Annotated in this window: 17 protein-coding genes and 1 pseudogene; 8 read left to right on the forward strand and 10 right to left on the reverse strand. The window is 64.1% G+C overall.

Annotated features, from left to right (window positions below; genetic code table 11):
- The first annotated feature begins 148 nt into the window (after positions 1-148).
- Entirely contained in the window at positions 149-1,144 is a 996-nt protein-coding gene (locus I6J71_RS09435; RefSeq protein ID WP_204094371.1) for a helix-turn-helix domain-containing protein, read from the forward strand.
- Positions 1,145-1,891: 747 nt separating this feature from the next.
- Positions 1,892-2,683, forward strand: coding sequence for a hypothetical protein (locus I6J71_RS09440; protein WP_204094372.1), 792 nt, complete (start codon positions 1,892-1,894; stop codon positions 2,681-2,683).
- 110 nt (positions 2,684-2,793) lie between these two features.
- Here the strand turns inward: I6J71_RS09440 and I6J71_RS09445 are convergent, their stop codons facing one another.
- The gene (locus I6J71_RS09445; protein ID WP_204096957.1) at positions 2,794-3,483 is read right to left on the reverse strand and encodes a dienelactone hydrolase family protein; all 690 of its coding nucleotides are present in this window, start codon (positions 3,481-3,483) and stop codon (positions 2,794-2,796) included.
- 112 nt (positions 3,484-3,595) lie between these two features.
- Between I6J71_RS09445 and I6J71_RS09450 the strand changes: the two genes are divergently transcribed.
- Positions 3,596-4,948 (forward strand): TrpB-like pyridoxal phosphate-dependent enzyme, encoded by a 1,353-nt coding sequence (locus I6J71_RS09450; protein WP_204094373.1) that lies wholly within the window; start codon positions 3,596-3,598, stop codon positions 4,946-4,948.
- Between the two features lie 40 nt (positions 4,949-4,988).
- Here I6J71_RS09450 and I6J71_RS09455 read toward each other — a convergent pair whose 3' ends face one another.
- From I6J71_RS09455 to I6J71_RS09465, 3 genes are all read right to left on the reverse strand, one after another.
- Positions 4,989-6,581, reverse strand: coding sequence for a hypothetical protein (locus I6J71_RS09455; protein WP_204094374.1), 1,593 nt, complete (start codon positions 6,579-6,581; stop codon positions 4,989-4,991).
- Complete coding sequence (locus I6J71_RS09460; RefSeq protein WP_370542104.1) at positions 6,557-7,327, reverse strand: ABC transporter ATP-binding protein; 771 nt, start codon at positions 7,325-7,327, stop codon at positions 6,557-6,559. Before I6J71_RS09460 ends, I6J71_RS09455 begins: the two co-directional genes overlap by 25 nt.
- 850 nt (positions 7,328-8,177) lie before the next feature.
- Positions 8,178-8,531, reverse strand: coding sequence for a transcriptional regulator (locus I6J71_RS09465; RefSeq protein ID WP_204094375.1), 354 nt, complete (start codon positions 8,529-8,531; stop codon positions 8,178-8,180).
- A 717-nt stretch (positions 8,532-9,248) separates the two neighbouring features.
- On the opposite strand from I6J71_RS09465, the gene I6J71_RS09470 reads away from it, so the two are divergent.
- The 4 genes and pseudogenes from I6J71_RS09470 (at position 9,249) to I6J71_RS09480 (ending at position 15,616) form a co-directional block, all read left to right on the forward strand.
- Entirely contained in the window at positions 9,249-10,412 is a 1,164-nt protein-coding gene (locus tag I6J71_RS09470; RefSeq protein ID WP_204094376.1) for a hypothetical protein, read from the forward strand.
- A gap of 448 nt (positions 10,413-10,860) precedes the next feature.
- Positions 10,861-13,281 carry a serine/threonine-protein kinase gene (locus I6J71_RS09475; protein WP_204094377.1) on the forward strand — a complete coding sequence of 807 codons (2,421 nt, stop codon included), beginning with the start codon at positions 10,861-10,863 and terminating at the stop codon, positions 13,279-13,281.
- A pseudogene (locus I6J71_RS50470) lies at positions 13,238-13,552 on the forward strand (restriction endonuclease); the annotation flags it as partial. The gene I6J71_RS09475 and the pseudogene I6J71_RS50470, both read left to right, overlap by 44 nt.
- Positions 13,553-13,852: 300 nt before the next feature.
- Positions 13,853-15,616, forward strand: a complete 1,764-nt coding sequence (locus tag I6J71_RS09480; protein WP_239154587.1) for a hypothetical protein — start codon at positions 13,853-13,855, stop codon at positions 15,614-15,616.
- Between the two features lie 119 nt (positions 15,617-15,735).
- Here the strand turns inward: I6J71_RS09480 and I6J71_RS09485 are convergent, their stop codons facing one another.
- Genes I6J71_RS09485 through I6J71_RS09500 form a run of 4 tightly spaced genes read right to left on the reverse strand, consistent with a single transcriptional unit; the run spans position 15,736 to position 18,828 of the window.
- Positions 15,736-16,509, reverse strand: a complete 774-nt coding sequence (locus tag I6J71_RS09485; RefSeq protein WP_204094379.1) for an ESX secretion-associated protein EspG — start codon at positions 16,507-16,509, stop codon at positions 15,736-15,738.
- 8 nt (positions 16,510-16,517) lie between these two features.
- Entirely contained in the window at positions 16,518-17,789 is a 1,272-nt protein-coding gene (locus tag I6J71_RS09490; protein ID WP_204094380.1) for a WXG100 family type VII secretion target, read from the reverse strand.
- On the reverse strand, positions 17,786-18,403 hold the full coding sequence (locus tag I6J71_RS09495; protein WP_204094381.1) for a DUF3558 domain-containing protein: 618 nt from the start codon (positions 18,401-18,403) through the stop codon (positions 17,786-17,788). Before I6J71_RS09495 ends, I6J71_RS09490 begins: the two co-directional genes overlap by 4 nt.
- Positions 18,403-18,828, reverse strand: coding sequence for a hypothetical protein (locus I6J71_RS09500; protein WP_204094382.1), 426 nt, complete (start codon positions 18,826-18,828; stop codon positions 18,403-18,405). Before I6J71_RS09500 ends, I6J71_RS09495 begins: the two co-directional genes overlap by 1 nt.
- Before the next feature lie 194 nt (positions 18,829-19,022).
- Here I6J71_RS09500 and I6J71_RS09505 point away from each other — a divergent pair, with 194 nt between their 5' ends.
- The gene (locus tag I6J71_RS09505) at positions 19,023-19,571 is read left to right on the forward strand and encodes an NUDIX hydrolase (RefSeq protein ID WP_204094383.1); all 549 of its coding nucleotides are present in this window, start codon (positions 19,023-19,025) and stop codon (positions 19,569-19,571) included.
- Here I6J71_RS09505 and I6J71_RS09510 read toward each other — a convergent pair.
- Both I6J71_RS09510 and I6J71_RS09515 read right to left on the reverse strand, forming a co-directional pair.
- Complete coding sequence (locus I6J71_RS09510; RefSeq protein WP_370542199.1) at positions 19,557-20,507, reverse strand: tetratricopeptide repeat protein; 951 nt, start codon at positions 20,505-20,507, stop codon at positions 19,557-19,559. The two genes, I6J71_RS09505 and I6J71_RS09510, sit on opposite strands and share 15 nt — an antisense overlap.
- 351 nt (positions 20,508-20,858) lie before the next feature.
- The gene (locus I6J71_RS09515) at positions 20,859-21,245 is read right to left on the reverse strand and encodes a helix-turn-helix domain-containing protein (RefSeq protein ID WP_204094384.1); all 387 of its coding nucleotides are present in this window, start codon (positions 21,243-21,245) and stop codon (positions 20,859-20,861) included.
- Between the last annotated feature and the right edge of the window lie 48 nt (positions 21,246-21,293).

Raw genomic sequence — 21,293 nt, forward strand, 5'->3', positions numbered from 1 at the left:
TTCCTTTCTGCGCAGGGGCAGACCGGTGGGCGCTACTGCCACACCGGAACGGCCGAACAGTGCCAGCCGCCACCACCCGCCACAAGATCTCCACGTGGCTGCTCACTGCCAGCTGGCACAATTTCGACAACTCGGGTAGGACTGCGCCATGGAGCTCGCGGTCCTGGGGTTGTCCGCCGACGAGGAGCAGGTCTACGAAGCGCTGGTCGCCCTTCCGGGGTCGACGGTCGCCGCGCTCGCCGACCACTTGTCGAGCCCGGCGGGCGCGTTGCAGCGGACCCTCGCGGCCCTCACCGCGAAGCACCTGGTGACCGGTAGCGGCAGCCCGGCGCGGTACCTGGCCGCTCCGCCGGACATCGCGATCAACCAGCTCGTGCAGCAGCGGGAGCGCGAACTGAGCGCGGCGCGCGCGAAAGTGCATTCGCTGTCGGAAATCCACCGCAGCGCGCACCGGACGAGCGCCGAACTCGTGATCGAGCAGCTGACCGACCGGGAAACGATCGCCGCGGCCGTCGCCCACCTGGAATCCGGGGCGCACCACCAGGTCCGCGTGTTCGACACGCCGCCCTACTACGAGCCGCCCGGGGGTGAAGGCGCCGCCAGGAACACCCAGGCGCAGATCGCCCGCCACCAGAACGACGGCGTGGCACACCGCGTGATCTACAGCCTGGACGCGGTGACCTGGCCCCGGAAACTGGAAACCGACATCCTGCCCGCCGTGCGCGGCGGCGAAGAAGCCCGGACGCGCCGGACCCTGCCCATCAAGCTGATCATCCGCGACGACCAGGACGCCCTCATCCCGTTCGACCTCAGCCGCAGCGGCCTGCAGGTCGCCTACCTCGTGCGGCGCTCCCCGCTGCTCACCGCCCTCGAAGCCCTGTTCGAGGGCGAATGGACCCAAGCCGCCCCGCTCGACGCGTCCGCGGTGACGCCCGGTGCCTGGGGCGGCATCTCCCGGCCGGACGAGGAAACCCGGGCCCTGCTCACGATGATGATGGCGGGCTTGACCGACACGGCCATCGCTCGCGTGAACGGCTGGAGCACCCGGACCACGTACCGCCGGCTCCAGCGCGTGATGACCGAACTCGGAGCTTCGACCCGCTTCCAAGCCGGCTGCCTAGCGCAACGCCGCGGCTGGCTGTGAGCGGGTGCTGCCGGACCGAAGCCGATCAGCGGGCCACCCGGCGCTCTCCGTCGGTTGCGGTGGAGTCTCCTGTTACAAGGCCGGCAATGTTTTCCGCAGGAATTCCGTCGTCCGCGCGCCGAGCATCGATGTGGGCGCGCGCCGGCACTCGGTAAGCAACCGGACTGCTACGTCTGGGAACACGGCGACATCCGAGCGCGGAATGAACTGGCCCCGGCCCCCGAGACGGAGTGCGTTTGTTTACGTATTGGGACTCGCGCGATGCGTTTGTTCAGAACACCTCGACACGGCCAATTTCCGCGGTGACGGCATCTTCGACGGGTTCTCGCCGCCGAAGAAGTCCGCGCTCCGCGGTACGGGAGTGCGATTGTGCTTGTATCACGTGCTCTCACCAGTGCGAGACAGACCAGCCTGGACTGCCGCGCGTGTGGAAGAGTGGTGTCATGCAATTGCCAGTCCCCACCGTCCGCCCCGACGAGGTGCAGCATTACGTCGCTCTGCTGGACGCTCAGGCGCTACCGTCCCAGGCATTGTGCTTCACCGCGGTGCGCGGGTTGTCGGTCGACGAGGCATTGCACCGCTTCGACGGGTTCGCCGCAAGTCGGGAAATCACCCTGGCAGCCGCCGGCCAGACCAGCGTCAATGCCTTCCCGGACGCACTCCCGCTCGTCGTTGCCGGTCACTGGGACGGCTGGACACTGCTGGCCGAAGACAACGGTTCCCACGGCTCCAAGCCAGATGCCGAGCGTGTACTGGAACGTCAACCTCGTCAGCCGAATCAGCCTCGCGCAAGACGGCCGGGTGCTGGCTGCTTTCGACTTCGTCACGGGCGGTGCTCCAGCGGGGGAGGAGCCGGACGCGATCGGCCGTTTCCTCGATGGTCTCGACTTCGATGACCCCTATCGGAAGTGCGCTGCGGCGCTCGCCTTTGTGGAGCGGGTGAGCGGCGTGCGCGTGACTGCGGACTGGTCCGGCCGAAGCCACCCCGCCTCGGTGATCGTCAATCCCGCTAGATTCGAGCTGCCCAGCTCCTGGCTCTCGATCAACGCGCCCGGTATCGCTGCGGCCATACCCGAGACGAACCGGCAGGAATTGCGGACGCTGGCCACCGTGGCGGCGACCCACGCCTGCGAAACGGCCGGCGTCGAGGATCCCGCCGTACTGGCCACCCTGGCCGACAACGCGGACGCCCTGCCGGAGCTGGAGCGCATCCAGCGCCGTGATCAGATCGCTGTCCGGGCGTACCAGGATTACCGACACGGCCTCGAGCTGCGCTGGAACCGCTGTCAACCGCCGGACACGAGGCTGGACGCCCGTGCAAGGCTCCGCGCCGCCGCCGGACGCCGAAACGCCGACACCTTTCCCGAGCGCGCCCTGTGCGCCCGCGCTCATGCACTCGCCGCCGTCTGCTCACATCTGGCAGACGACCCCGCCGACGCACTGGCAGCGGCCATGTTCAACGCCTGTCAGGCCAACCGGAGCAACTGGCCGGCCCTGCTCGGCGGGCTCACCACCCGCCTGCTCGCTGATGGAACTTGAGCTCACGTACCGTGGCCGGCCAGAAGCGAACGTCAACGACGATTCCCCGCCCTGAACGACTCCACCGGCACGTCCCGGCTGATCGGCATGAGCGGGGCGTGCTGTCGCCTTCAGGCAGGCAGCGTCCGCCTGAGAAACTCCACCGTCAGGTCCCACGCTCGCGCCGCCGCTTCGGGCCGGTAGAACATCGGCGCCACCCGGTTGTGGAACGCGTGCCCGGCATCTTCCTGCACGTGGATCTCCGCGCCGGGGTGAGATGCCACCGCCGCCTCCACCACGGCGACATCCGTGCGCGGAATGAACTGGTCCCGGCCCCCGAAATGGAACTGGATCGGGCACGAAACCGACGAAAGCAGTCCGATCTGCCCCGCCACCGTGGACCCGTAGAACGATACGGCGACAGACGGATCCCCGGCCGCCGCGGCGGTGAACGCCAGGGACCCGCCCAGGCAGAAGCCGAGCACGCCGGCCCGGGGGCCGACCTCCGGTAGGGAGCGCCGATGCGTCAGGGTGGCCAGCACGTCCGACAGCCCCGACGCCGGGTCGAACTGCGATGAAACCTCCATCGACCGTGCGACGCCGGCTGCGTCGTGGGACGAAGACCAGCCGGGGGCGAAGCGGTGGAACAACTCGGGCACCGCGACCACGTAACCCAGCGATGCCAGCGAAGCAGCCACTTCCGACAAATACGCGTCGAGCCCGAAGATCTCCTGGATCAGCACCAGGCCGGGACCGGAGCCGCCGGCGGGTAGCCACACGGGCAGCGACACGGCGCCGTCGGACAGGGAAAGGCGGTCAATGCGAGTGGGCAACTTTCCTCCCGGAAGATTCCACTGTGGACAAGCACAATCGGGACTGGCCACGGGCCGTGGCGAGATCTATGTTGAGGATTCCAGAACGCGAGGAGGCGTGATGGCGGAGCGGACGAAGTACATCCTTGACGAAGCCGATCTCCCGACGCGGTGGTACAACGTGGTGCCCGACTTGCCCGAGCCGCCGCCACCGCCGCTGCACCCGGGCACGCGCGAGCCCGTCGGGCCGGACGACCTGGCGCCCCTGTTCCCGCAGGCGCTCATCGCGCAGGAGGTGACGGCTGAGCGGTACGTGGACATCCCCGAGGAGGTCCGCGACGTCTACCGCCTGTGGCGTCCCTCGCCGCTGTACCGGGCGCGGCGCCTGGAGAAGGCGCTGGGCACACCAGCGCGCATCTACTACAAGTACGAGGGTGTGAGCCCGGTCGGGTCGCACAAGCCGAACACCGCGGTGCCACAGGCGTTCTACAACGCGGCGGAGGGCGTCACACGGCTGACCACCGAGACGGGCGCCGGCCAGTGGGGCAGCGCGCTCGCGTTCGCCTGCGCGCAGTACGGGCTCGAGTGCGAGGTGTGGCAGGTCCGCGCCTCCTACGACCAGAAGCCCTATCGCAAGCTCATGATGGAGACCTTCGGAGCGACGGTGCACCCGAGCCCGTCGGCGCTCACCGAGTCGGGCCGCAAGATCCTCGCGGACGACCCGGAATCCACCGGCAGCCTCGGCATCGCCATCAGCGAGGCCGTCGAGCAGGCCGCGGCGGACCTGAACGCCCGCTACGCGCTCGGCAGCGTGCTCAACCACGTGCTGATGCACCAGACCGTGATCGGCGAGGAGGCGCTCAAGCAGTTCGAGCTCGCCGGGGACACCCCGGACCTCCTCGTCGGCTGCACGGGCGGCGGCTCCAACTTCGGCGGCCTCGCCTTCCCGTTCCTGCGGGAGAAGCTCGCCGGCCGGATGAACCCGGTGATCCGCGCGGTCGAGCCCGCTGCCTGCCCGACGCTCACGCGCGGCACGTACGCGTACGACTTCGGCGACACCGCGGGCCTCACGCCGCTGCTCAAGATGCACACGCTCGGCCACGGCTTCATCCCCGACCCGATCCACGCGGGCGGCCTGCGCTACCACGGCATGTCGCCGCTCATCTCGCACATCTACGAGCTGGGCTTGATGGAGGCGCTCGCCGTCGGGCAGCAGGAGTGCTTCGCCGCGGGCGTCCGGTTCGCCCGCGCGGAGGGCATCATCCCGGCGCCCGAGCCGACGCACGCGCTCGCCGCTTGCATCCGGGAAGCGTTGCACTGCAAGGAAACGGGCGAGGAGAAGGTGATTCTCACGGCCCTGTGCGGCCACGCCCACCTCGACCTCCCCGCCTACGGTGCCTACCTGTCCGGCGAAATGGTGGACAACGACCTGGCCGAAGACGCGCTCGCCGACTCGCTGGCCGCGTTGCCCTGAGCACGACCGGGCCGCGGGTCACCCGACCCGCGGCCCGGGCTCAGCGTTCCTTCGACACCGTCGCCAGCAGTTCGGGGCCCTGGGCGACGAGCCGTTGCCGCGCGAGCCCGCCCCACCACCACGCGAGCACACCGCCGACGGCGATCCCGACGGGCACGCCGAGCCACTGCAGCACCGGCGAGCCCGTGACGGCACCGGCGATGCACAGCGCGAGCACCGGCAGCGCCCCGACCCCCATCAGCAGCATCGTCGCGAACATCAGCAGCAGCCGCGCACAGCCCGGGCGACCGCCGGACGACCACGGGCTCGAACTCTTGCGCTGATCGGGCAGCGGGAACGCGAGGAACACCGACTGCAACATCAGCACGCCGGCACCCGCACCCAGCAGCGCCGGCACCAAGCTGAACACCCACGGGTACGCGCCGGTCTCACCGACCGCGCCCGGCAGGACCGCGGCCAGCACCAGCGCCACCGGCGCGACGATCAGTGCCCACGCGAGCTGCCGCCCGCGGACGTCGGCTCGTTCGGCACCCGGCACACTGAGCGTGTGCCACAGGGCGCTGCCGTCGAAGCCGTACAAGTTGCCCGATTGCATGCACGCGAAGAACACCACCGCGACGCCCAGGTAGGGCACGATCGCCGGCCGCCCGCCGCCGGACAGCGCCGGGATGACCGTGACCACGACCCCAACGATCAGCGTCGACAGCAGCGCGACGCGGCGGCGCGCGTCGCGCCACCACGTGAACAGCTCCTTGCGCGCCACGGCACCCACGGGAGTCGGCGGCAGCAGGCCGCGGCGCGCGCGGGCGCCCCCGGCCCGGACCTTCGTGCGCGACGCGCCGCGGAACGACGGGCTCGTCACCTGCCGCACGAGCAGCGCGCCCCACGCGGCGATCAGCACGGCGATCAACGCGAGCATCGCGACGAGCAATCCGAGCGCGGTGCCCCATTCGCCGGCGCCCGCCGCGTGCACGGCGACCGTGCCCCAGCCCGACGGCAGCACGTGCATGACGTTCACGAAGCCGGGCACGTGCCCGTTGATGATCGCGGGGCCGAGCTTGTTGATCGCGAAGTTCACGCCGACACCGGACAGACCGGTCAGCGCCACCAGGATGATGCCGAGTTCCTTGCCCTTGCGCGACGTCAGCAGAGCACCGAGCGCGGCCATCACCACGCGGTAGAGCAGCACCACGAACGCCAGCTGCAGCACCGTGAACACGAGCCCGACCAGCGCCGCACCCGCGCCGAGCCGCAGGCCGTAGGCGAACAGGCCGAGGAACGCGATCAGGCTGACCACCGTGGTCACCCCGACGAAGCTCGCGGCCAGCAGGCCGACGGCCAGCTTGCGGCGCCCGATCGGCAGCAGCGCGAAGTGCTCCGGACGCAGCGTGTCGTCCCCGCCGCCGGTCGCGATGGGCGCGAGGACCCAACCGGCAGCCCACGCCGCGTACACCGCAGCCAGCAGGTCGACCGTGATCTCGCTGCCGCCGCGGATCGGGACGACCGCCAGCACGATCGTCAGCACCGCCGCGATCAGGCCGACAACGCCGCCGATGACCATGCCCGCGACCTGTCGGCCGCGCAGGGAGTTGCGCAGGACGCGCAGCTTCAGTCGGACGAGGACGCCAACCACGACAGTCCTTCCGCTCCGCCGGTCCGCCCGCCCACGATGTGCACGAAAGCGTCTTCCAGGCTGCCGCCGCCACGCACGTCCTCGACGGCGCCCGCGGCCATCACCCGGCCGCGCGTGATCACCGCGACGTGGCTGCACAGCTGCTCCACCAGCGCCATCACGTGACTCGACAGCACCACCGCACCGCCGGAGGCGACGAAGCGCTGCAGGATCGTCCGGATCGTCGACGCCGACACCGGGTCGACCGCCTCGAACGGCTCGTCCAGCACCAGCAGGCGCGGTCCGTGCAACAGCGCCATCGCCAGGCCGATCTTCTTGCGCATCCCGGCGGAGTAGTCGATCACGAGCGTCCGCTCGGCCTCGATCAGCTCGAGCACGCCCAGCAGCTCCTGGGCGCGCTCGGCGACGGTCGCCGGCGCCAGACCGCGCAGGAGCCCCATGTAGGTGAGCAGTTCGCGGCCGGTGAGCCGTTCCGGAATGGACAGTCCGTCGGGCAGCACGCCGATCAGGCCCTTCGCCCGCTCCGGCTCGCGCCAGACGTCGACGCCGAACACGTGCGCCTGCCCGGCGTCGGGGCGCAGGAGGCCGACGGCCATCGACAGCGACGTCGTCTTGCCGGCGCCGTTGGGCCCGACCAGGCCGAAGAACGAGCCGCGCGGGACTTCCAGCGTGACGTTGTCGACGGCGAGGGTGGTGCCGAATCGTTTGGTCAGCCCGTACAGGCCCATTGCGGCGTCATCGGCCACGAGTGCCCCCTTCTGTGGTCAGGCACGCGAGGTTACGCGGGTTGGGGAGGGTGTGCTCGGTGTTTGGGGAGGATCGTGGGGGGAGTTCTGCGTGGGCGGGTTTCAGGTGGTTGGTATTGGTGATGCGGGTCCTCGCGGGGCGGCTGCGGTTGGTCTGTGGGTTGATGCGGGGCCCTCGCTGGGCGTGTTGCGGGGTGTTGTGGTTGGGATGCGGGCCCTCGCGGGGCGTGTTGCGGTGCGTATGCACCCCGAAGCGCGAGTGTGACTACGGCCGCCGACCCCGTGTCAAGGCGGGAAAGGCGGACACTCTTTTGTTTACCCACATGTGACCTGCGGGGACCCCGGCCCAGCCGTCCCAACCCGTCCCGGCAGCGGGACACCTCACGCTCACGCTCTAGCTGCGAAAACATTGGTTGGGACGGGTAGGACACGTACCCCGCATCCTGTCCCAGCCGTCCTCGACAGCCGCTCGATCGCCGGTTTCGAGACGCGTCCGGTTGGCGTCACGCACGCTCAATCGCTTCGAGCTCGACGAGGTAATGGCCCCACCGCGAACGCACGGACACGCTCGACCGGCCTGGAAGAAGACTGATCATCGTTTCGTTGCGTATGCAAGCCGACGCGTCCACAGAGCACCGATAGTCCCAGCGGCGCCGTTCGGTGTCCCACACGTACACCGCCCCATCGAGTTCAAGGACGAACCCAGTGAGCCATTCGGCAGCCTGCACCGGCGTAGTCAGAACCTTGACAAGCTGACCTTGCAGACGTGCCGACTTCTCCGATCGAGGGTCGCAGGTGTCATCAGCCAGGTGGTACGCCCTCCAACGCGGACCCTGCTCGTGAACACCCGTCACCGCTGCCGCCGCCCACGCCTTGCCGCTGCGACGATCTTTCGAACGCTGGCGACGACACGCCCCAACGCCGCTACATGTTCGTTCAGCCGTTCCGCTCCCACGGCTGAGAGTCGCCACGACGAGCGTCGACCGTCTGTAGCCTGCCGCGCCTCAACATGGCCAGCCTTGCGCAGAGTCGCGAGCTGCTTCGACAACGCCGCCGGACTCAGCCCCAAAGACTCGCGCAGGGCACCGAACTCATGCCACTGCTGGTCGGCAAGCGTCGCGGCGATCAACAGTCGCACCGGCGGCACAAGGGCCGGATCGATCCCTTCCGTGGAACTCTCCACATGCACAAACCGGGCCATCATTCGCCCGCCTGTAGCTCAGTATCGGTCGGCAAATACCGCAGGCACGTCACACACGGCATCCCACTCAGCGGAGCCACAACCTCCAACTCAGCAGGCCCGAAGTCCGCGCCACAGCAGGCACTGAGCCGGGACGGTGACGCTTCTTCGGACGACACGGGAAACACGTGCACGACTCGACAAGTCTCGCCAACCGTTCCGCGCATGGGGCGGGCAAGGATCACGCGCACCGTCACTGCGCACCTCCGGCGGACACCCGCAGCGGCTGTGCGCGGCGGTAGCCACGCAATCGAGACCACAGCGACGCCTTGCCCGCCCGACTTCGCTGGCTCGACGGCAGTTCCGGCCGCGCGAACACAATCGCGTGGCACGCCGCGCACGGCCGCGCTGGCGGCAGAAACATCGACCCCACAACCACCACGTGCCCGCACACTGAGCCGTAGCGCCCCGCCGACTTCGCGCGCCGCCCCCTGGCAAACTCCTCATCGGTCACGGCGTGGTCCCGCCCGTCACAGGTACACGTCTGCCACGCCACGTACCTCCGCGCGGCCACGCGACCGCCCTCTTCACTGCACATGTCAGCCCCTTCGACGCCGGCGCTCGGCCAGCCCATCAACCTCCGATAGCTGAAATAAGCGTGACTTGTGAGATCATTTAGTCGGAAGGTCAAGCGAGGGCCATAGCGGGGACAGTCCTGGGCCAGGACCGCGAGGAGAGGGCATGCCAGGCAACGAACGAGTGCGACAGCCGCGAACCCTGCTTGAGCAGAAGATCTGGGAGCGCAAGCAGACACTGTCCGAGTTCGTCCGGTTCGCCGAAGAGTTCGCCCGCCAGTTCGGCGAGCGGGGGACATTGAGCGAACGCCATCTCAAACGCCTGGTCGCTGGTCGCGCGGCAACTGGAACTCAGATCGGCCGTCCGCGCCCCGCCACGGCAAGCCTGCTCGAACGCATCTTCGGCATCGACGTCGACGCACTTTTATCACCGGTCGTCGTCGCCGACGACGACGACAGCGACGCGCAAGAGTTGCGTACGACGCTGGACGCCGCCCGTCGAATCACCCCCTCCATAGTCGCTCTGCTCCAAGACCAGTTGGCGAGCGTGCGACGACTCGACCGACAGCTAGGCGCCGTGACCGCGCACGATGAAGTAGCAGTCAAGATCGACCAGGTAACTCGCCTGCTCAGCCACAGCCTCTCCGCAGGAGTGCGCGAACAACTCGCAGCACTCCGCGCCGAGCTGGGAACCCTCGCCGGCTGGCAGGCACTCGACTTGGGCCGGGTCTCCGAGGCATGGCACCACTACGAGCGGGCGAAGCAAGCTGCTAGCCAGTCCGGAATCCGCGCCTTCGAGATCCACACTTCCGCCGAACAGGCCTTCGTACTGCTGGACCTCGGCGAAACGACAGCCGCTGTTGAACTCCTCGCCACGATCGAAGCACTGGCGCACCGCAAAGCCGACCGTTTACTGCGCTCCTGGCTGGCTGCCGCACACGGAGAAGCGCTTGCCGCGAACGCCCAGCGCTCGGCTAGCCTGCGCGCGTTTGACCGAGCGGAAGCGCTGTTGCCGTCCCATCAGTCCGAGCAACACGGTCCTTACGTCGCTCTGGATGCCGTACACCTCGCGCGATGGAGAGGGCACGCCCTTGCTCGGATCGGCGAACCGGAGGCCGTGAACGTGCTCGAAGCAGCCCTGAACGACCTAGATCCGACATTTACGCGGGCCGAAGCTGCGCTGCGAGTCGACCTGGCCACAGCCTTCGTCGCACGAGGAGACCACGAGGCAGCATGTGCCCACATCACCAAGGCACGCTTGCTCGCAACGGAGGTCGGCTCAAGCCGTCAGCTACGCCGACTTAGCGCACCACAGCTTCGCAACCAATAACCATCAAGCGCCCCACGGAGACTCGCACGCTCCGGGCCGAAGTCTCACTCGCCTACGAACGAGCTTCTCGCGCGTCCTTCATTAGGCAACCTATCAGGAGTGCTTGCCCTCGCCCCTTCGACGTGGTCCACACCGATCGTCCCATGACGGCGAGCACCGCGCCTCGGTTGGCAGCGGGGCGACGTCCGACCATCGGACGTAGCGGCGAGGGCACCCTCAAGCACCTACGACATACCGTGACAATCCCGGAGCAGAAAGTGACCGGAGCGCCACGCGACTGCACAGACCAGCGGCAATACCGCGCAGACCGGCACTGTAAACCAAGACTTGGAGGGCACACTCCAACCCGGCATTAAGCGACAATCTCATAACGCCGCGACTATGAGAGTAACAAGATCGACGTACTAGACGCTAACACCCAGAAAGCAGACTGAAACCAAGGAGACCGATGGCAGTCGACAACGAACGTATCGCCGCATTTATCGGCGAGAGTCCGCTCCGCCAACAGGTCGCAAGCGTTCTGCAACGGGCCGGCTTCCTGATAGTGTGGGTCTTCGAGGAAGCGAACGGCTCCCGCTGGGGCCTGTACCTAAAGCTGCCACCAACACTGAAAGAACTATTCGGAACAGGACGCGAAGTACTGTTCTGGGTAGTCCAGTCGGCCGATTTTCAGGCGCGCACAATCACGCAGGCGGATAGTCATATCCGCAAAAATCGCCCGAGACTATGTGAAGATTTCGCGATCGTCGCAACACATGACAAAAGTACAGCAGAACATGCAGCTGAAACCGCATCAACGCTTAGCACCATATTCGTTGGATTTAACCTTGATCACTTCAAGGAATATGAGCCATGGGGACCACGCAGCTTTGTAAGGGAACTCCAGGCCCAGCTGTACTCTCATGATCTATATGATCTACCTGGCGCCGTTACGCGCTCAGAGGATTTTTTCGGTCGCAGAGAAATAGTAACCGAAATAGCCTCAAGGTTGCGTCAAGGAAGCCGCCATGTCGGGCTATTCGGATTGCGCAAGATTGGAAAGACGTCCCTACTTTACAGACTAAAATCCACACTACTCAATGTCGACAACGTTTATGTAACCCATATCGACATCGAGAGACTTGACGCGATCAATGCAACTGCGGAGTACTTAATATGGAGCCTGGGCGAATCGATCTACGACGCTCACAGGCACATGCGACGAATCACGGGACTCCTCCTATTCGGGAAATATCGAATATTCACAGAGGTCGACGACAAAGCCTCTGTATTTGAACTGTTTGATCACGACCTTCGAAAAGTTCTCTCGTCTACAAAGCGTCCAATTGTCGTGCTGCTAGACGAAATTGAATTGCTGTCACCTGATTTGCCCGGGTCAAAATGGGGTGGTGCATTTGTTCGAGTCTGGCGCCTTCTCAGGGGTATAGATCAGCAATTTCCAGGAAGAATCAGCTACTTCACAACGGGGACGAACGCAAGTATATTCGAATCAAATTTTGTCGGAGGGCAGGAAAACCCTGCGTACAACTACGTTTCAGTCGAGTACCTCAAACCGCTCCACCGAGAAGATGTCTCTAAACTCCTTGTAGGCCTCGGAAGTCGAATTGGGCTCACATGGGACGAAAAATCGACTTCTCGAGTCTTTGATGCAACCGGAGGACACCCCGCCCTTGTACGATCGTTGGCATCGTTAATTCATCGCACAAATCGAAGCTTCGAATCAGTGAAGACCATCACAAGCGACGATGTAGATCTAGCGATCAAGAACTTCCTCAACGAACGTAGCTCCCTACTCGGGCAAATTGTAACCGTGCTAGACGAACAATACCCCGACGAGTACCTACTTCTCGAGTTTCTAGCTACCGGCCGGGTCGCAGAATTTCGGCAGTACGCCGCCGAATTTCCATCAGACGTCGCTCACCTTCTCGGATATGGAATTTGCACAGATCCAAATTCCAGCCGTAGGCTTGAGATTGAACTTCTTCAAACTTTCATACAGCGCCGCGAGAGATCGAAAGCCCTTGCGGCTACCGGAACGGTGGGTTTGCCACCCGGAAGTATGATCGACGAGTACAAAATAGTTTCGTCCATCGGTCACGTTGGCGGCTACTCAACAGTGTACGCAGCAGACACTCCAATTGGTTCAACTGTTGCCGTTAAAGTATTCCGGAGTGGCCTACTGAGCATCTTGCAGAGAGAACTAGAGCCGCTGCAAGAAATATCCCACCCAAATGTTGTCAAGGTTCTAGATTATGGCAAGACCGCCGACGGCCTCGTCTACATGGTCACGGAGTACCTAGAAGGCGATAGTCTGCGCGCGTACTGTACACGTTCGACTCGTGCATCGGAGCGAGTTGTTGCGAGCTGGCTCGCACAGCTCCTATCCGCGATGGTGTCGTTTCACCCTAATGACGCGAAGGTTCAGAGACTAAGGTCTGCCGATGAGCTATCGGTCGACGATCTAGGAGACCTCGAAGAAGCGCGACACGGGTTTGTTCATCGAGACATTAAGCCAGAAAATATCATTGCCAGCAATCGCGGAGTAGTGCTCATTGATTTCAATATCTCCTCTCAAGCGTCCATGCCAGTTATCACCGAAAGCGGCACCCTTGGATACCAGCCGCCGGACGGCGCAGGCGTCCGGTGGACACCTGATGTCGATCTTTACCAACTTGGCATAACAATGTTGCAAGTATCGTTGGGTATCGAGTTCACAGGCGATAATGTCGAAGACATTCGGACGCTTGCAAACGAAGAATTGAGCTCTCAGCTTGGGAGAATTCTGCTAAAGATGACAGCGCCTAGTCGCGCACAACGATACGCCAATGCCGACGGTGCACTGGGTGCCGTCCGAGCTCTTCAGATGTAGGAGGCGGGAGACCCTAGTGTCAGACTATGACTTCCGCACCCTCTCGCCGCTCGACTTCGAGTTGCTCATTCGCGATCTTCTTAGTGCCGACCATGGATTGGCATACAGCTCCTATGGCGCTGGACCCGATGGTGGAATTGACTTGCTTGCTTATGATGAATCGTCACACGGCATGACAGTAGTTCAGTGCAAGCAACGCCCGGATTTGACTGGCTCACGTCTAGTACAATCGCTAAAAAAAGAGGCTATCGGTCGAAATTGGAGCGTCACACCAGACCGCTACCTGCTTGCCACGTCAGCCTCGATTTCACCACAGTCTGAAGCTAAGTCACGATCGGCTCTAGCCCCGCTTCCTGTACCAATTGACGGGATTCTTCATAGAGGAAGATTAAATGGTCTCCTCAGTGCGCATCCAGAAGTGGAGCGAAGACACTTCAAACTCTGGTTGGCCTCAGGAGCATCTCTTGACAGGATAAGTAACGCCGGCCAATGGGAGAGAAGCGAGGAGCTTCTACAGCGCGTGACAGACCGAGTCCGATTGTACGTCGACACAGCGGCATACGACGCGGCGTTGAGCACCATCGAAGCGCAAAACATTGTGACAATAACCGGACCTCCTGGCGTCGGTAAGAGTACGACAGCCGAGATGCTTCTCCTGTCAATGTGGCATTCCGGCTGGACTGTCATAGATGTGACTTCCAGCATCGAAGAAGCGTGGAGGTTGTTACGCCATCCAATTCCGAAGCAGGTCTTCTACTACGATGATTTCCTCGGCCAGACCAGTTCCGAAGAGCTAGCAAAAAACGAATCCGCAAGTATCGCAAATCTCATTGAGGCAGTCAGACGGGGCGACGGCGGACGACGGCTTGTAATGACCACGCGAGACCAGGTTCTTGCTCAAGCCCGTGTTGGAAGCGATGACCGACTGCGTCGCATGCCGATTGATTCCTCCAGGGTTCGGGTCCAAATATCAGAGATGACGAGAGTCCAACGAGCGCGTCTTCTATTCAACCACCTTCATTTTAGCTTGAATAAGCCTTCTGACCGGGAATACGCAGCGAACAACGTCGACCAAAATCTTGCCATAATTGATCACGAAAACTTCAGTCCGAGACTCATTGAGTCCGCCACCATGCGCACAACATTCGATAGCTGCGTTGACCTCTACGCCAGACTGACCAGCGCTCTAGAAAATCCGGAGGAGTTATGGGCCGGCAGCTACACCGGCTTATCTCTGCTCTCAACAGCCATACTGAACCAGCTGGTGACACTGCCAGGTGGAGACATCGACATCGATGCGTTACATTCTGCTGTCGGAAAGCCGGAAAGTCGTGCGTGGAGAGAATCCCTGCGAGTATTGGAAGGTTCATGGATTAGGATTACGGCACCAAACCGATGGCACCTTTCCGGCACTGCCAGCCTATTCGATGGAAGCAGGCGTGACTTCTTACTGGGACGCCTTGAAAATAGAACTGCTGCGGAGGAAGTGCTAGAGCAGACCTTCTGGATCGAGCAGGTTGACTACCTAACGAGACTGAGTGGTCTTAGCAACCATTTCGCGGTAACGCCACAGCCGGAGAAGGGATACCGAGCGACTCTTAGCAGCTTCAAGGACCAACTCGCTTATGCCGCGGTGAGGGTCGTTGACGCCGAGATCGATTCGTGGCACAGAGAAGACCAGCTCACGCCCGGCTCCAACCAACCTGCCTATCGAAGAAACTCGAACTCGAGATTTTCGAATGTGCTTACGTCCGCCGCAATTGTGTTGCGGTCTTGCGGGGCGTTACGCCGAACCGAATGGCTTTGCCGACGATTGGATGAGTTCTTGTCGAGCATTGATTCCACGAAGTATGTGGTGACGGCTTCCGACTTGTTGAGTTTAGCCGAAGAGTACACAGCATTTACTTCAATAGACTGGGACTCAAGGATGGAGGCAATACTGGCAGCGGCGACTGCAAGTCTAGAAACCGCGGACGAGCTTGACCGTTACGACGCAGCGATCGCTGGCCGACCGGAGCTGCGACCAAGCACCACGGTAGTCAGCCGAGTCATCGACGGGGAAATTGACGGAGCGCGCCAGCAAAGTGATCACGAAGTTGTAAGTCAATGGATCAACGATATTCGGGAACTCGGCGATAGATACGGATTAGATCCGGATCTGGAAGCTCTGTATGAGCTTGAGGAGAACCTAAAAAAGCGCAAGTCGACGCCACTGGAAAAAATTGACTCGTTGACTGGGCCAAATGAGCAGGCGGGAAGTGTTCGAAAAACTGAGGACAGCGAAATAGTTACCTTGTTTATGCGGTTGTCCGGTTCCGACGGTCCCAACTCATAGGCGTGATCCCACTCATCGAGGTCGAGGGTGCAGCCGAGGTTTAGAGCCGGGAGGTTTTCGAGCGAGCATCGCACGATTTTCTTGAAGCACACACCGTACTACGAGATCGTGGCGTTGGTTTAGCTGCGAACTGCGCTCATGGTGTTATCCAGGGTCGCAGTGATGTACTCCGCGCTGCCAGGGCCGCAGGTGATGATGTCGTCACCACTGGCGCCGTCCTGAATAAAGGTAAGAACTCGCCCGGTATCGGCCGTGTCTACAACGGTCAGAGGAAGGCTGGACGACCGCGTACTGTTGGCGCGCGCTGCCACATAGAACTGATGGACGGCGCCCCTCCGGGACGCCATTAGCGTGCGAAGTTGATCAGCTTCGCTAGGAAGGGTGTAGTCACTGGTCACGTCAAGCGAGTAGAACTCGCTGACCAGGTTTGCCGAGTACTCGGACCGAGCCACCGAGAACTCCCTAATGCCAGCCGGCCGACAGTCAGGTAGCGTGTCGACGACCGCTTGCAGCGCCCGACTCGCCGGAATTCGTTCCAAGGTGACTAGGTCATCGTTAACAGTGATCAGCAACCCGGACCGTGAGTTGTAGGTCGCCAACACCGCCGAAGGCTGGCCTTCACGAAAAGCCGAGAAGCAGTAGCATTCGGACTCCGCATTGGCGATGCCCAGCAGCAAGTCCCGAAACTCGCCGACAATCCGCTGACGGCGGAGATCGTAGAACCCCGGCTCCGCTAGCGCCTGTCGAATCAGGTCATCAACTTTGGCGGACACGTCGTCTTCGAACCACACGTCGACGATACCGAGCACGGGATGCGCTGGGCCGATCTGTTCCCATTCCCACGCTCTGGCAACTGCGAGGCGCGGCACCGTCACCGGTTCTTCGAGCAACATCACGAGCGCTATTTCCCGATGACGGGCGGCGTCGCCTTGCCGTCGTAGCCGAACAAGGCGTTTGGGTCAGGTTCAAGAAGGTAGGGGGCGGACTTCTTCTCCTTGTCCTCTTCCTTGCTGCCCTTGCCCGCTCCGGCGCCCATCGGCACACCGTTCGCGCCACGCGCACCCGTGGTGCCTGGACCGCCCTTCACAACCGGTTCTTCCACGGCGCCGAAACGGCCGGCGCCAGTCGATCGGCCAGGCCCGCCAAGAACGCCGGAGCGTGAGCCGGTCCCCGGCGTGTTTGCCCCGCTGCCAGCGCCTGGGACCGGCTCAACTGAACCCGGTGCGCCCCGCACGAACGCTCCGCCGAAGCCAGATCCAGTACCAGGCGTGGACGAGCTACCCGAGCCTATTGGGCCAAGCCTCACGGCATCCGTACCGCGCGAACCGCCGGTACCCGGTTCCGCTGGGGGCACGAATCCCGATGTGCCGGTGCTGTCGTCTGTGCTGGCGGCGGGTACCTCGATCTCGCCCGACGAACCGCCGAGACCACCCCCGGCTTGGTGCTGTCCTGGCGACGAACCTGCGGGAGCGTTTCCCGGCCCGGAGTGGGAGGTGAACGACGTTGGCCCGCTGTCCTGCCCGGACGATTGCGACCACGGTCCTGCGTCCGTGCCACTCGCTATGCCAGAATCCGGCCCGGTCGACGGCTGCTGTACCGCGAACGTGCCTTGAGGTGTGTCAGGCACCTGGCCGTAGTCTGTCGGCATCTTCTGCGCGTGGCCGTCACTGGTCGAGGTGAAGCTCTGATAAATCTGATTGTTCTGCTGTATCGCGGCGTTGCGCTGGTTGATCTGGTCCTCGGTGTCGGTGTCCCAGGGCGTCACCACGTCGACCACGCCACGTGACGGGGGATCGTCGGACACGTCCTGCATCGAATCGCGCGTCGACTGGAAGGCGTGGCTCTGGTCAGTCAGCGCGTTCTGGCTGTTGTTCAATGCCGTCGACGCGGATGCTGCCACGTCAGCCAAGGGCCGAAGGCCAGCCCTCGCGGCATCGCCGCTCTGGCCAGACCACGCAGCCTCCAGGCGGCCGACGGCCGCCATTGTGTCTGACTCAATGCTCTGCTGCTCCTGGGCCTGCAGCGCGCTCGCGTTTTGGGCTTCCCCGAGGCTCGCCGGCCCAGGCCCGGCCTTGACACGCCGGACCAGCTCGCCCGGCAGGATGATCTTGCCCTCCGCCTGCTGCTGTTGGAGGTAGAGCCTGAGTGTTTCTGCAGGGCCCGACGCCATCACGCACCGCCCTTCAAGGTGGTGATCGCCAAGTCGGCGACCTTGCGTGCGTCGTCGCATGGGTCGCCCTGCCCGACCACGGCGTTCGCCACCCGTACGTCGGCCTCGAAGGCGGCGTTGTTGGCGATACCGATCGCGACATTGCAGAAGCCCTTGGAGCGGTCATCCGACGGCCCGTAGGCGACGACCGGGTACCCCTGAACAGGCGCAAGCTCTTTGAAGAATCCACGGCCCTGTGTCGCGTACACAGTGCCAAGGCCGTCCTTCCAGGAGTACACGAGCTGGATGCCGATCTGCGAACCCCGGTCGACATCACTCCACGAGCACGACTTGGCAACGCCGGTGTCCTCGGCAGCGCCGCGCTGCGGAGGACGAGAGAACAAGGAATCAACCTGCGAGGAAGTCAGAACTGCGCACGGATCGCCCTGAATCAACGAGGCTGGTAGCGGGTTCGCGATCTCAGGGGCCGCTGAACCGGATTGCTGCCCGCCGGTCGTGGGCGACGGATTCCCGGTTGACATCGGGCTAGCGGTTCCGGACGTGCCCGAACACGCCGACACGGCGCAGATAACGGCGAGCCCGACGATCGCAATGCTGACGTGTCGTGCGCGAGCCATCAGAAGTGACTCCCGCTGCCCTGGGCATTGATTGCCTGCCTTGCCTGCTCGTCGTTGGCCTGGTGCATCCCGAGCGCACTCTCCATCTTCGCGATGATCACGCCGAGATACTCGCCTTGGCGTATGAGGTGATCGTGGTAGAGATTTCCAGAGTTGTTGCTGGCGACGGTGTTTCGCAGAGACGCGGGGTCCTGCCCCGGCGATTGGATCGACCACATCGGAAGCGCCTTGCGAACTTGGGATGTAATCCGATCCTGCAACTGCTTGAGGTTCGCGAGCTCTGCGGTCATCGCGTCGCGGCTGAGATAGAACCCTCCGCTGGCCGAAGTGCCCGAGGTGCTTCCGCCGGCACCGTCGGAGACCACGAAGGTCGTAGCGCCGAGGGCGCGTACCTGCTCAGCGCCTCGCGCAACCTGCTCCGCCACGTGCTTCCTCCCCTGACACCTGCCTCACACTGATAGTAGCCAATTGGCAACAATGTGTCCGACGAACAGCGCAGGTCACACTCCGCGGACACGATCAACGCGCTGACCTGGGCAAACGTTCGGCTGGTTGCCCGTGGCGAACGACGGCGCCGAGCATGCCCAACCAACCTCTCGCGGCCCGTAGGCTGCGAGGCGTGGCTGACGAGTACGGGTCTTGGAAGACGTTCGGTGAGCGGCTGGTCTACGACAACCGGTGGGTGAAGCTCGGGTTGACCGACGTGGAGGCGCCGAACGGTGAGCGCTGGGAGTACCACGTGGTGCACCTCGCGCGGATCGCTATAGCGCTGATCGTCAACGAGCGGGATGAAGCGCTGATGCTCTGGCGCTACCGGTTCGCCACGGAGCAGTGGGGATATGAGCTGCTCGGCGGCATGGTCGATGACGGTGACGACTCTGCCGGCACCGCGGCGAAGGAAGCGGCGGAAGAAAGCGGCTGGAAGCCGATCGGCGAGCCGGAGCACCTGGTGAGCTTCGAACCACTCCCAGGGCAGGTCACGGCGCCGATGGATGTCTACCTGTGGCGGGAGGCCGAGCACATCGGCGAGCCAACGGAGACCGAAGAGGTTGGCCGAGTGGAGTGGGTGCCGCTGTCGCGGGTCAACGAGCTGGCGCAGAAGCAGCAGTTGCTCGGTTCCGGGACGTTGGTGTCGCTGCTCTACTACCTCAACTCACGCCGAGCGTGAGTCACCCGGCAGCACGAGGCGTTCCAGGCGGCGACGGAGCCGCACGGAGCCGACCTGGGAGATGATCCGCCGGGCCTGCTGCGCATAGGCCCGTGCGGCGTCCCGGTCACCGCCCGCGCCGTGGGCAAGGGCCAAGTCGACGTACACGGCCGCGCTCGCACGGACGAAGGATGATTGCATCCCGCTGACCAGGCCTTCCAGGTGCTCGATCGCTTCGGGGGCGCCGAGGTGAACGAGGGCGTTGCCGCGCCAGCGGGCGAGGTGAGTGCCACCGAGGAACAAGAACGGCAGCTCCGGGTGGACCACCTCCGAGGGGAGCAGCGCGTCTGCCTGATCAAACGCCCGGAGTGCGGCATCCCGGTGCCCGGCGATGGCGTGCCCCTCTCCCTCGGCGGCCGCCAGCCATGCGCGCAGCAAAGACGGGGCTTTCTCGCCGACGGCGCGCGCCTCAGCGAACAGCATCAACGCGTCCTCCAAGTTGCCTGCGTCGATCAGCACGAAGGCTTGTTCGGCGGTGGCGTGTGCCAGCAACGCGTCCGATCCAGCTTCCAGAGCGGCTGTCTTGGCGCGTTCGTAGTGGGACCAGGCCTGTCGAAGCGAACCAATGTCCAGTGAGTTCCAGCCGGCCAGCGTGGACGCCTCGACCAGCACGGACGCGAGTGGGGCGCGATCGCGGCGCAGCAACGTGTATTGAAGCCGCTCTTCGACCTCGGTGATGTGAGAGCGAAGGCGTTCCAGGCGGGCCGCCGACCCGAACCGGCGGTCGGCGTGGCGGACGCCGTCGACCTCGCCCCGAAACATCGCGACCGTCTCCGGATCGACGCGGCCCGCGATGACCAGCCGCTCCGCCAGCTCCTCGCCGAACGCGCCGTCGCCGGGCGGGAACCCCAGCTCGGCGTCCGTGCGGCCGTAGATCTCGCGGAGAACCGCGCGCATGGGCGGTTCCGGCGTCACTCTGCCGTTCTCCCATCGGGAGATGTCTGTCTTGCGACTGGTGATCGGCCGGATGGCCAGACCATGGGCCACGGCGCGGGCGTTGATCGCTCGCGCGAGCTTTTCCTGACTCCAGCCAAGCGCCGTCCGCGCGGCTCGCAAAGCGCTTTCGTCTGTCACGAGGCGATCCCCCGATAACCCCTACGACCTGCGGAAATAACACGAGCTAACACGTCCTGTGTCAACCGCTGCCAGCTGTAGACGGCCGCGAAAATGCCGTTTCTTAGTGGCATGACGAAGAACGCGAACAGCACCCAGTCGGCAGCCGTGACCGACCGGGAAAAGGGATTCCCCTCAGGCGCCGGTGTTTCTGTCACGACGCTTCAGGTCGGCGAGGTGGTCGTTGAGTTCGGCGAGGTGGTCGGTGATCTCCGTCAGCCGCTGCTCGATCACGGCCAGCCGGGCGGACACCGGGTCGTCCATGTCCTCGCGAGGCTGGCCGGGGGCCGGCGGGATGCGGCCGTGCAGCACGGCCAACAGATGTTGCGGGTGCAGCCCGAGCGCCAGGGCCAGCGCCTCCAAGGTGCGATCGCTGCGCTTGCGCTCGACGGTGTGGTTCTGGATCTCGCGGACGATCGCCTGGGAGACCTGCGAGCGTTCGGCCAGTTCGCGCTGTTTCCACCCGAGCGCTTGAACGCGCTCGTTGATGGTCTTCGCGACCGCCGCCCAGTCTTCCGACACCCATTCCTCCGTGGTCCGCCTCAGCGCCGACATTAGCGCTCGACGGAA

The sequence above is a fragment of the Amycolatopsis sp. FDAARGOS 1241 genome (assembly GCF_016889705.1).
In the GTDB taxonomy this organism is placed as follows: domain Bacteria; phylum Actinomycetota; class Actinomycetes; order Mycobacteriales; family Pseudonocardiaceae; genus Amycolatopsis.

Coding starts and splice junctions, on each gene's coding strand:
- I6J71_RS09435 (WP_204094371.1), top strand. CDS start 149: ATGGAGCTCGCGGTCCTGGGGTTGTCCGCCGACGAGGAGCAGGTCTAC.
- I6J71_RS09450 (WP_204094373.1), top strand. CDS start 3,596: ATGGCGGAGCGGACGAAGTACATCCTTGACGAAGCCGATCTCCCGACG.
- I6J71_RS09465 (WP_204094375.1), bottom strand. CDS start 8,531: ATGATGGCCCGGTTTGTGCATGTGGAGAGTTCCACGGAAGGGATCGAT.
- I6J71_RS09470 (WP_204094376.1), top strand. CDS start 9,249: ATGCCAGGCAACGAACGAGTGCGACAGCCGCGAACCCTGCTTGAGCAG.
- I6J71_RS09475 (WP_204094377.1), top strand. CDS start 10,861: ATGGCAGTCGACAACGAACGTATCGCCGCATTTATCGGCGAGAGTCCG.
- I6J71_RS09485 (WP_204094379.1), bottom strand. CDS start 16,509: ATGTTGCTCGAAGAACCGGTGACGGTGCCGCGCCTCGCAGTTGCCAGA.
- I6J71_RS09495 (WP_204094381.1), bottom strand. CDS start 18,403: ATGGCTCGCGCACGACACGTCAGCATTGCGATCGTCGGGCTCGCCGTT.
- I6J71_RS09510 (WP_370542199.1), bottom strand. CDS start 20,507: ATGCGCGCGGTTCTCCGCGAGATCTACGGCCGCACGGACGCCGAGCTG.